Here is a 10,340-nt window from a genome sequence, read left to right on the forward strand (position 1 = left end):
CAGCAGCCTTCTCAGCAGCAGCCTTCTCAGCAGCAGCCTTCTCAGCAGCAGCCTTCTCAGCAGCAGCCTTCTCAGCAGCAGCCTTCTCAGCAGCAGCCTTCTCAGCAGCAGCCTTCTCAGCAGCAGCCTTCTCAGCAGCAGCCTTCTCAGCAGCAGCCTTCTCAGCAGCAGCTTTCTCAGCAGCAGCTTTCTCAGCAGCAGCCTTCTCGGCAGCAGCCTTCTCGGCAGCAGCCTTCTCGGCAGCAGCCTTCTCGGCAGCAGCCTTCTCGGCAGCAGCCTTCTCAGCAGCAGCCTTCTCTGCAGCAGCCTTCTCTGCAGCAGCTTTCTCAGCAGCAGCCTTCTCAGCGGCAGTCTGTTCAGTAATTACTGGAGAAGTAGATGTTGTTGAATGACTTCCACCACTACTACAAGCAGCAGTACTTAGTGCCAAAATAATAGCAGCACTTAGCTTTGTTAAATTCATTGATTGCATAGATACCCTAAATTACATTATGGATTTAATGTGTAATTAATGTTTATTTGTATTACATTACGTTTCAACTTATTATAGTAAATATCTAACTAAAAAAATGAGTATTTTTAAAAAAAACTTTTTTTTTATAAGTATTTAATTTTATATAATAAATTATCAATATTTTTGATATTAATGAATACATGATAAATCAGGTTTAACACGAGTTTTTATACCGATGGTTAAATTTCACTAAGAACCAAAAAATTAATATATGTTATTAAAATTAAAAAATTGGAGCCTAAGCTCCCATTTTTATCGATGATTTTTTAAATCTTCTAACATTGCTTCACGCAGAATTTCATTCATTCGTGTTTGATAGCCTTTGCCTTGAGCTTTAAACCATGCAAGTACATCAGCATCTAAACGGATGGAAGTCTGTTGCTTCACTGGGCGATAGAATTGATTATGGCGTACAGCATTGCTCCAGTCTGTAATTTCAGGAATATCTGATAGATCTAGCTGATCATCAGGACCCGTCCCTTTAGCAAGCAAGCGTTCAATTTCAGCATCTTGCTTGTCGCTGAATTTTTCATTCAGTTCTTTACGTGAGTATCTAACCGTGCTCATATTTATCTCGCTCCGCCTTGGTGACTTGCCTTGCACTAATGATTCGTATGATTTCACAGTCATCTTCATCAAAGATGGTGTGAGCTACTAACAGCATTAGTACGCCTCTTACTTTTCCAATGGTTTGCCAACGTTCTTCACCATTGGTATGTCTGTCCTGGATTGAGATCCTCAGCGGATCTTCAAAAACAAGGCTTGCAGTTTCGAAAGAGACATCATGTTTTTTCTGATTCTTTCGATTCTTTGCCTCATCCCATTCGAAATACTGTTCCATAAAAAACATTCAAATTTGTATATACAAGAATGTATCACAAAATTGTATAACTCAAGGTGAGATGCGTAATTTTTAGTCAAATTTATTGGCGAAAGATTACAAAGTTGCTTAAAAAACACACGAGTTGTTAAAACGTCTGTTTTTTGATCTTTGGGGGTTGGGATTTATTGAGTTAACTATTTGATAAATAACATTATTTTAAGAGGCGTTTCGTATAACCGCCATTATGTTAAATGGGGGGCTTTTTGTAATGCCAGTTTCCTGCCCAGAGGTCATATACATCAAAATTTTTAAGGGCAGCCCAAATATTATCCTCACCAACAAAATCAAGAATATTTGTTGGAATTGATAAGCCAAATAAGTTTTTATCTATAAAGAAGCCTTCACAAGAATCAATAACACCTTTCAAAGATTCAATTATCTCATTCTCGTTCTCGCAACGGATTATGACTTGTAACCCCATTATTCTTTAAACTCCACAGATGCGACTAGGCTTAATTGATTAACTATTTTTTCCTGTATATGGACGTCTATCAATTGTCCTCTAATATCATAAATAATTCGACAATTAGAAATGTGTGATGGTAATTGTGATCGAGTAAATTTAACTCTCGAAAGGTTATATTGGATGCTCATAGTTACTTGTTCATCTGCCTCTAAAGCATGATTGCAAACAAAAATAAATTCTTTATTTTTTTCATTTATAAATTCAGGAGTAGAAGACCAATAATCATACATATGTTAGATATCCAATTTATTTATTTTTTCTAAAATTAACATAATACACGTTATGCGAAATTAGAAAAATGAGTTTATTGCACTGATATTTATCTGTTTTTTAAATTTTAGACCTGGGTTGGTGCCCAGGTTTTTTCATTGCGTATAACAACCATTATGTTAAATAGGGCTTGTAAAATTATTCTTCAATAGAATTTCCATCAAGGTCATATAGCTTTACTTCTCTTGCACCAGCATTAAAAAATAACTCCTTAAAAGCTCGTATTTCAATCTTAGTTAAACTACCTTGTATCGGCTCCATTATTTGGACAATAGTAATAGGAGCTGTAAACTTGAAAAAAGATAAACCGTTAGAATGGTGTCTCATTAAAGCTTTTAATGTTGTTGTAGCGCTTTCAAAATCTGCCAAAATCATTCTTGGGTGATCATAAGGTGATTTAGGAATTTCAGTTGCTTTGGCTATGCCATTCTCTGCCATCAAACTTATACGGTTTTTATAAAAATGTACCCATATCGCTTTAGGATATTTTTTTAAATCGTCTCTTATCATTTTAGTTCTTAACTTGGATGTTCATTTAATTATAAATATATATTTTTTTTAATTTCAATTGGATAATTCTTAATTTCTTCTAAAATTAACATAATACACCTTATGCGAAGTCAAAAAATTTAAATTTAAGCTGCTATTTTTACTATATTTTTTTAAAATTTAGCATAAGCAGCCTTATGCTAAGAACTTAAATTATCTTTAAATAGTTGCTTAGATTCAGTTGAGAGATACCCATGATTGTAAATTTCTTTAAATATTTTTAAAGCAATTTCTATGTCCTGATTAACATATCGTGCACTCCACTCATCATCAAAAGGTGCAAAGGTATATATTTTCTCAGATAGTATTTCATTTTTATTTACTAAACGAAGGTAGCTCCCTTCTGGATATTCATCATTCTCAAAAATACTACATCCAAGTAGATATCCATATCTTTCATCACAGACCAGGCTATAACTATCTAAATCACTATAAGTAAGAGTTGAATACTCTTCATTATACTGTGTACCGGCTTTAGTAATATTTATCTCCCCTCCGTGAAAAAAAACTTTATTAATTAAGATAGATAGTTCTTCCCAACTAATCTTTCTTAAATCAATTCTAGTTTCACTATGGAAAGGATTTCTAACTACATAGCTGTATATATATAAAATCATTGAAAGAATATCCAAAAAAATTGTAATTTTTAAGACTTTCTAAAATTAACATAATACACCTTATACGAAATGCTTCACTTTATTTTATATAATTCAATGCTTTAACTGATACCATAAAGCCGAACTTAGCTGAGTTCGGCTTTTTTGTTGAATACTACCGTTCCACGCTTAATCTTTAATCAATGTTCCACGGTTTTGATTAGTTTTAATAAACATCGTCCGGTTTTTTGAGGAATCATTATTTCATGTGCTTGCACTGAAATTGGCTCATCAAAAAATTGGAGTCCTGGCTAACCATAAGGAAGGAAAAAACGGCTCAGGAAGCCCCTCTTTTTAGGTTCAGGCTCAACATGTTCTGGAACAGGGATACGTTTGTTCTCTGGAGTAGTCAATCCGTCCTCTTTAACCTGCTTTAACTGAATATTTGTTGCCATATCAGTTGGGTTTGGCGAAATATTACTTTCAATATTCTCTTTATTAGGTTCACTACTAGCTTTAGGTGGCTTCATTTCAATTAGTGTAAGAAGCGTATCGATACGAGCATTAGCTTTAGCCTCTCTATCTTCTGCTTTTTCTAATTGTTTCTTTAAAAAGTCGATCTGATTTTTTAAATCTACTACTGTTTTATCAGTGTATTCGGGTGTATCCAGATTCTGTATTAGAGACGTATCAATACGTTTTGATTGTTTTCCATAAAACGGTTCACCATATACACGCAATAATTCTGAAAAGTCTATTAAACCATCATGATCACGGCTTAATACCCCATTTTTTATATCTTTATAAAGTGTCGCTCTAGATTTTTTATACAGTGTGGCAGCATCACTAACACTGTATTTTGTACTTGTTTTCATAGTGTATTACTGTGTATTTAAGATACGTATTGAAGAATACAATAAGTGTATTCTTCAATACACTCAAGGTTTGAAGCCCAAGTTCCGTAAGTAAGGTAAAAACTGCTTCTGTTGTTTTGGATCTCTAAGTTTTTCCTTGATTTTTGAAGCTAATATTTCATAGCTCTCACCCTCACATGCTAGATGAGAAAGTTCATGTAGACGCGATAGTTGATTACCAAACATGTTTATCTGAGCATCTGTTAACTTATAGAACTCTTTCGGTATGTCTGTACTTTCCTGACCAATACTTTTTGTTTTTTCTTTAAAAGAAAAAGTAATGTGAGTAACCTTACGACCTGTTTTTTTCTGCTCATACGTCACACGTAAAGGGCTGTATTCATTTATTTGATCTACAGCAGTATCAATTACCCTTTTTTTAAAATCAGCAAATAATGGATACTTTTTACCTAGTTCCAGCATGGTTCGTAGATTATCAACAGAGATTTCACGCTTACCTATTTGTCTGTATTGCACCAGTAACTCATAGATACGGATACCGTAACCACTGTTGATACCTGCGATATCAGATAGAGCATATTTCGTAAATTCTCTACTTAGGTTGGATATAAAAGGCAAAATTGGTTTTGAAAAGCGAATACCAATGACACTTTGACTATCTAAAAACTGAACCTCTTGTACCCATCTCATTTTGATAGATTTATCGTCCACAGAGAGTTTGATAGACCTTTCATAAAGTCTATTAATCCCTTCTTTTAAATCTCTATAGGCTGTTTTCTCGTGTACTCCTAGGAGCTGTAATTCATTAACACTCACTGGGTATAACTCATCATCTGTGATGGGTTGATTCTTTGGAATACGTGAAATAGCTGCTAAGACAATACGTTGCTCTACGGCACTTAATTGATATGAAGCTTCTATAACTTGATTTGATTTTACAACTTGATTCTTATCCAAAATAAAACCATTTAATTTTTAATATATGACAAATATATACTTGTCATAGTTAGTAGTCAATCCGTCATAGTTAAGTAGTCAATCCGTCATAGTTAGTAGTCAATCCGTCATAGTTAGTAGTCAATCCGTCATATTTAAATGCTGAAACCATTGCTACTAAAGGCATACAGAGGGCTGAAAAGATTTAAAATATTTAAAAATAATTAAAAAAGGAAATTTGAAAAATTGCCCTTGGTTTTCGCTTCGCTCAAACTCTATTGAATCTCGCTTTCGCTCGATTCGTCGGGGCAATTTTTGGTTCATATTTTCGTGAATTTGAGGAAAAGCAAAAGCAAGATCAAAAGCAACTCGGAATTCGCTTCGCTCATGAGCTTTTTTTCTCGCTACTCTCGGTTTGGGGATCAAACTTGGAAAGTTCGCACCCATTCGGGATGCTCTGATATGCAGGTGATTGATGGATAGGGAGCTTGTAATCAGGGAAAGGAAAGGGCAAATTTTCTCAGTTCGCTCGTAGACACTCGCTCTGTTTATCGACTCATGCCACGAGATTTCATTTTAGGCGCATGTTGCTGTGCTTTGAGCTGTTGTTCTTGTCTGAGTTTCATTTGTTGTTCTGCTTTGATCTCATTCACACATTTCTTAATAACTTGATAGGTTGAGTATAGAGTTTGGTATTGCTTGGCTTTGGCCGGATGTTGTTGTTGGTACTGCTTCCAGGCATGTTCTTTGAACTTTTCATTTTCCAATAAATCCTTCACACCATGTTTTTTCTGGTGTTCATGCTGACCTTTTAGCTTTTTGTGTTCCTGATAAATCTCGTCACGTTGGGCTTCCCAGGCTTTTTTTCCAAACAGTAAGGGTTTGTTCTGGGTTAATTCGTTGTGTTGATCGACCAGGCTTTGTAATTTGTCATAACTTTGCTTGAGTCGGCTCTTCACGATGTCCTGGGCGAGCTGCTGATTGAACTCGTTTTCATGTTTTTGCATCTTGCCGAAGGTGTTTTCGGCCTTTTTAAAAACATCCTGCATAAATTCTAGGTCTAGATTCGCGTCTTTTGCGCTGATTTCGCGATTTAGCACTTTGCCAAGGGTTTCCCTCTGTTTTTCCTCAAATAGGGCTTTTTCGTCAATTGGTGGCGTTTTAGCGCTATTTTTGATTTGGATCTGCTGTTCAGTTTTCAGTGTGCTGAGTTTGATCTCATTTTCAGCAATCAGCAGATCCATATTTTTGCCGTATTGCAGCTGTGCCTGATTTCTCTGTTTGATTTCATCATTGCTTCGGCTGATTTCGGTCTCAATCCCTTTTCGGCGCAGTTCGGTGACTTTAGGCCCTTCGTGCAGGGTGGCTTCCAGACCATTCTCCTGGTCCTTGTAGCTGCGGTGGTCGACTCGGGCGGTGTATCCGGCCATGTCCAGGTGCATATTGCAGATATCGGCAAAGTGTTTGCGCCAGTGTTCGATTTCTCCACTGTGTTTCTGATCCAGTTCCCGGGTTTTCTCGGTAAAACCTTCGGGAATGAGCTTGCGTGTGCTCATCAGGATATGGGCGTGATAATTGCGTTCATCACTGCCGGATCCGGTATGCGGGGCATGGATACAGGCATCAACGGCCACCTGATGTCTGTCCACGATACTGGCGCATAGTTCTTCGAGCATGGCCAGGCGTTGTTCCTGATTTAATTCACTTGGAAAAGCGATTTCAAATTCCCGGGCAACTGTCGAGTTTTTTCGGGTTTCGCGCTGTTCAACTTCGTTCCAGAGTCTTTCCCGGTTTTTTAAATGTTCTGGTGCGTCTTTGGGTAAATAAATCTCTTTGTATTCCACACCAGTTTTTCGGCTGTAGTCATGTTCTCGGCCTTCACGTTCACAATAGATCTTTTCACCAGCCCGATAGGCGATTGCAGCAGTGGCGGAACGTCCTGCTGATCGTGCTACGGTTTTGACTGAAAAGTGGTAAATCGCCATGCCTATTTTTCGCTTTTAAATTTTCACGTAGTGAAATACAACCGTGTCTACGGTTGTCGGGGTATTGGGGAGACCCCAATCGGACTTGCAAACGAAGTTTGCATAAGTGCGCTCTTCGAGGAAAACATTACTATACATATAGCACCTTGAATGCATATTCAAGTGCGCTTATGTTAGGGATGGTTTCCTAAGATGATGGTATTTAATTAATGAGCGTTACTGAAACACTAGACAGCAAAATCAAGGCACAGGAAGAAAAGCTAAAGCAGTTAAAGGCTCAAAGACAAGCAGCACTGGCAAGAGAACGTGCTAAAGAGAAAGAACAGGCTCGAAAGGATGATACTAGACGTAAGATTTTAATTGGATCCTGTATGCTGAAAATTACTGAAGAAGATGAACAGGCACGGGCTAAATTGATCGCTCAGATGGACCGATATTTGACGGATGAAAGAGATCGAAATTTATTTGGACTAAAGTAATAAGTTGCTAATTAAAAGAGAAATTTGTATCCTAATTTTTAATACTGGGAGGGAAGCTATATGAAAATAAATTTTATCATTTGGCATGTAATTATGGCTGTAATAGTTGCCCTCCTCGGATACGCATTTTTTGAAATTGCTGAGATTATAGTTTTTAGATCAGCCAATATTTTTCTTCCTGAAAATGTATCTCAATGGATTGCTATAGCTGCTGGAGTAACATGCAATATCGTTGGTTATAAAAAGATTTTTAAACGACAGTTAGAAAAGGTTTGCAGAGAAAATTTTCTAGCTTATAGAATCAATTTCTATACTTTTTTATCAAGATTTAAAGAAAATTGCTGATTCCATTTTAAGTTTCGCATAAGAGATTTTATGTTAAATAATAAAAAGGCTCTAACTGAGAGTGAGAGCCTTCGTTCTTAAATTTTTTTATCTATTGTCATAAACCATGTGCCGTTATTACGCTCATAAAGTGGTAAATTGCTGTCAATTTTTTGATATCTATAATTTAACTTGGGAGTAAAACCTTTCCACTGCCATTGCTTGCGCCAAGTAGCTAAACCAAATTCATATTCATTGTCTTTGCGTTGAATACCATACCAAATATTATCTGCTAAAAAATTACGCTTAGAATAACGTATGTTGCCACTAATACCCAATGAGTCCCCAAAGTATAAAAAACCGCTTCGTATACCTTTTTTATTAGATGATTCTGCTTCGTCTGTTAAGCGATCTTGCATCCAGTCTAAGCCACTATATATGAGTAATTTGGATTTCGGTTGGTACAGAATCAATGCTGCCTGACTATTAGCATGACCATTATAATATTGTGCAAGATCCGAATCTTGATATCGTTTTTGGATATGAGTTGTATTCGCAGAAACTTGCCAATGATTTGATAATAATCGGTTATATTCTAATCCTGCACCATAGTTGTGACTATAACGACTATCACCTAGTATATTTTGCCCAATAAATGGAATTATGCCGAAGGACTGCTTAAGATCTTTATACTTGTAACCAGTATCGATACGTAAAGTCTGCTCACTAAATTCTGTATTATCCCAATAATGAATGCCGTTTAATGTTGCATTAAAATATACATAATGATTGCTCATCATATTTTGGTCACGTGATGCATTCAGCGTATAACCGATGCCTTCTGCCTTTTGTGGTAGTGATTCTTCATCACGTATGAAAGTTGCATCTCCAATAGAAATCTCTTTTATATTAGATGATTGATTAACGTTATTTGTTTTTTCGAAATTAAAATTTACGTTTGGTTGCCATCCTTGAGATTCTTCCATAGTACTCAATAGTTGATCTATTAATGCTTGGATCTGAGTAGGAAGAAAAGGTCTTATTGCTCTAAATTCATTTTTAGCTTCAGTATATTGTTTATTTTCAAATAACATCATGGCTAGATCAAAACGGGGATAATATAAATTTGGATTCTTTATAATAATCGCTTTGTACATTTCTATGGCTTTCTTTTGCTTTCCTTGAAAACGATATAAAGCACCTAAGCCATACTCGTATAAAATGTGATCGTAATTATCAGTTTTTCTGTATTTATCTAGTAGTTTCTCAAGTTCTTTCCAGTCTTTATCAATAATGGCTTGATTAATATAATCTTCTAAACTTGAGTTTGGAGGTAGTGTAGAAAGCTTTAAATCTTTATCTACTGTTTTTTTAAGTAATAATTCAGGTTGAATAAATGAATCTTGCTCAAAAAATACTGTTTGAGCTGGTGGTAATTCTTGAGAAAATGCAGTGCTAGAGAATGTTACTGAAAGAATTACTACATATTTGATATTCATCAAATGGCTACCAATAGAATGACAAAAACCGTCTGAAATTATATTTAATTTCAGACGGTCTATAGATAAGTGGGGACTAAAATAAGATTTTATTTAGTAATTTCACCACGTGTACCGCCAAAGCCAACGGTATCTTTACCATTAAAAATGACTTTACCAGCGATTTCTTCAGCTTTTTTGCCATAAAAGTCTAATGAATATGTACCAGTATTTGTTAATTGTTTAGCTGTTGAAGTGATTCCAGTTCCAGAAATAGAACCTTGTTCTAGGCTAATAGTATTACCTAAGCCAGTGATTGATCCTGAGCCTAAGCGATTAGTAAAGTTGATATCATAATTAAGAATGCCATTGTTAGTAATATCAAAAGCTTTACCAACGTAAGTTGCTGTACCTATATTTGGAATAGCAGACTCTTGAGTTTTTAAGCCTTTAATATCAATGGCTAGATTAGTTGTTACAGATTGATAGTTATTAACAGTTCTATCATTTTTTGTATAATTACCTAGTACAACTGAATAAGGTTGATTATAAATTGCTGAGCCACGATAACCTATTTCAGTAACTGACTGATAGATACCGTTTACAATTGATTTCGAAGAAGATGAGCTAACTTGACTCTCTGAGCGAGTAATTTTTTCAACTGGATATAAAGAATCAGAAATATCTTTAGCAGCAGAAATTTCAGCTTTTTCAATATTAATAATAAGAGTATCTAAAGCTGTTTTAGCTGTAACGGCATCAGATTCTTTATTTTCTTCTGCATAAGCAGTAGCTTGCTGATTATTTAAACCTGCTTTTTTGGCATTATTTAAAAGAACTAGACGATTAGCTTCGATTGCAGCAGCCTTCTCAGCAGCAGCCTTCTCAGCAGCAGCCTTCTCAGCAGCAGCCTTCTCAGCAGCAGCCTTCTCAGCAGCAGCCTTCTCAGCAGCAGCCTTCTCAGCAGCAGCCTTCTCAGCAGCAG

Annotated in this window: 14 protein-coding genes; 2 read left to right on the forward strand and 12 right to left on the reverse strand. The window is 35.9% G+C overall.

What is annotated here, in order from left to right:
- The 10 genes from FTU87_RS14535 to mobQ all read right to left on the reverse strand — a co-directional run.
- On the reverse strand, positions 1–463 hold a 463-nt coding region (locus FTU87_RS14535; RefSeq protein ID WP_180097720.1), incomplete at its 3' end, for a histone H1-like repetitive region-containing protein.
- Positions 464–766: 303 nt separating this feature from the next.
- Positions 767–1,081, reverse strand: coding sequence for a BrnA antitoxin family protein (locus tag FTU87_RS14540; RefSeq protein ID WP_005254584.1), 315 nt, complete (start codon positions 1,079–1,081; stop codon positions 767–769).
- Positions 1,068–1,355, reverse strand: a complete 288-nt coding sequence (locus FTU87_RS14545) for a BrnT family toxin (protein WP_005254577.1) — start codon at positions 1,353–1,355, stop codon at positions 1,068–1,070. Before FTU87_RS14545 ends, FTU87_RS14540 begins: the two co-directional genes overlap by 14 nt.
- Positions 1,356–1,584: 229 nt before the next feature.
- The gene (locus FTU87_RS14550) at positions 1,585–1,818 is read right to left on the reverse strand and encodes a hypothetical protein (RefSeq protein WP_180018776.1); all 234 of its coding nucleotides are present in this window, start codon (positions 1,816–1,818) and stop codon (positions 1,585–1,587) included.
- Positions 1,818–2,093, reverse strand: coding sequence for a hypothetical protein (locus FTU87_RS14555; protein ID WP_180050501.1), 276 nt, complete (start codon positions 2,091–2,093; stop codon positions 1,818–1,820). The genes FTU87_RS14550 and FTU87_RS14555 overlap by 1 nt, the downstream gene beginning before the upstream one ends.
- Positions 2,094–2,271: 178 nt before the next feature.
- On the reverse strand, positions 2,272–2,643 hold the full coding sequence (locus FTU87_RS14560) for a rod shape-determining protein (protein ID WP_032029059.1): 372 nt from the start codon (positions 2,641–2,643) through the stop codon (positions 2,272–2,274).
- A gap of 179 nt (positions 2,644–2,822) precedes the next feature.
- Positions 2,823–3,299: a hypothetical protein gene (locus FTU87_RS14565; protein ID WP_064095441.1), complete on the reverse strand. Its 477-nt coding sequence runs from the start codon at positions 3,297–3,299 to the stop codon at positions 2,823–2,825.
- Positions 3,300–3,589: 290 nt separating this feature from the next.
- The gene (locus tag FTU87_RS14570; RefSeq protein ID WP_004282068.1) at positions 3,590–4,153 is read right to left on the reverse strand and encodes a plasmid replication DNA-binding protein; all 564 of its coding nucleotides are present in this window, start codon (positions 4,151–4,153) and stop codon (positions 3,590–3,592) included.
- Between the two features lie 63 nt (positions 4,154–4,216).
- Entirely contained in the window at positions 4,217–5,110 is an 894-nt protein-coding gene (repM, locus tag FTU87_RS14575; RefSeq protein ID WP_004282070.1) for a replication initiation protein RepM, read from the reverse strand.
- Between the two features lie 527 nt (positions 5,111–5,637).
- Positions 5,638–7,074, reverse strand: coding sequence for a MobQ family relaxase (mobQ, locus tag FTU87_RS14580; protein WP_004282071.1), 1,437 nt, complete (start codon positions 7,072–7,074; stop codon positions 5,638–5,640).
- Positions 7,075–7,283: 209 nt separating this feature from the next.
- Between mobQ and FTU87_RS14585 the strand changes: the two genes are divergently transcribed.
- Together FTU87_RS14585 and FTU87_RS14590 are read left to right on the forward strand one after the other, a co-directional pair.
- Positions 7,284–7,553, forward strand: coding sequence for a mobilization protein (locus FTU87_RS14585; protein WP_071852039.1), 270 nt, complete (start codon positions 7,284–7,286; stop codon positions 7,551–7,553).
- Between the two features lie 60 nt (positions 7,554–7,613).
- Positions 7,614–7,898, forward strand: coding sequence for a hypothetical protein (locus FTU87_RS14590; protein WP_071852033.1), 285 nt, complete (start codon positions 7,614–7,616; stop codon positions 7,896–7,898).
- 77 nt (positions 7,899–7,975) lie between these two features.
- On the opposite strand, the gene FTU87_RS14595 is transcribed toward FTU87_RS14590, so the two are convergent.
- Together FTU87_RS14595 and FTU87_RS14600 are read right to left on the reverse strand one after the other, a co-directional pair.
- Positions 7,976–9,376: a surface lipoprotein assembly modifier gene (locus FTU87_RS14595; RefSeq protein WP_164543325.1), complete on the reverse strand. Its 1,401-nt coding sequence runs from the start codon at positions 9,374–9,376 to the stop codon at positions 7,976–7,978.
- Positions 9,377–9,465: 89 nt separating this feature from the next.
- A partial coding sequence (locus tag FTU87_RS14600) for a factor H binding family protein (RefSeq protein ID WP_218944883.1) occupies positions 9,466–10,340 on the reverse strand: 875 nt, incomplete at its 5' end.

Origin of the sequence: Acinetobacter sp. YH12156 (assembly GCF_013418235.1) — a bacterium.
In the GTDB taxonomy this organism is placed as follows: Bacteria; Pseudomonadota; Gammaproteobacteria; order Pseudomonadales; family Moraxellaceae; genus Acinetobacter; species Acinetobacter pseudolwoffii.

What these genes read in the sequence shown, in the direction of transcription:
- FTU87_RS14595 (WP_164543325.1), bottom strand. Translation starts at nt 9,376, where the DNA reads ATGAATATCAAATATGTAGTAATTCTTTCAGTAACATTCTCTAGCACT.
- FTU87_RS14550 (WP_180018776.1), bottom strand. Translation starts at nt 1,818, where the DNA reads ATGGGGTTACAAGTCATAATCCGTTGCGAGAACGAGAATGAGATAATT.
- FTU87_RS14540 (WP_005254584.1), bottom strand. Translation starts at nt 1,081, where the DNA reads ATGAGCACGGTTAGATACTCACGTAAAGAACTGAATGAAAAATTCAGC.
- FTU87_RS14555 (WP_180050501.1), bottom strand. Translation starts at nt 2,093, where the DNA reads ATGTATGATTATTGGTCTTCTACTCCTGAATTTATAAATGAAAAAAAT.
- FTU87_RS14585 (WP_071852039.1), top strand. Translation starts at nt 7,284, where the DNA reads ATGAGCGTTACTGAAACACTAGACAGCAAAATCAAGGCACAGGAAGAA.
- FTU87_RS14590 (WP_071852033.1), top strand. Translation starts at nt 7,614, where the DNA reads ATGAAAATAAATTTTATCATTTGGCATGTAATTATGGCTGTAATAGTT.
- FTU87_RS14570 (WP_004282068.1), bottom strand. Translation starts at nt 4,153, where the DNA reads ATGAAAACAAGTACAAAATACAGTGTTAGTGATGCTGCCACACTGTAT.
- mobQ (WP_004282071.1), bottom strand. Translation starts at nt 7,074, where the DNA reads ATGGCGATTTACCACTTTTCAGTCAAAACCGTAGCACGATCAGCAGGA.
- FTU87_RS14560 (WP_032029059.1), bottom strand. Translation starts at nt 2,643, where the DNA reads ATGATAAGAGACGATTTAAAAAAATATCCTAAAGCGATATGGGTACAT.
- FTU87_RS14565 (WP_064095441.1), bottom strand. Translation starts at nt 3,299, where the DNA reads ATGATTTTATATATATACAGCTATGTAGTTAGAAATCCTTTCCATAGT.
- FTU87_RS14545 (WP_005254577.1), bottom strand. Translation starts at nt 1,355, where the DNA reads ATGGAACAGTATTTCGAATGGGATGAGGCAAAGAATCGAAAGAATCAG.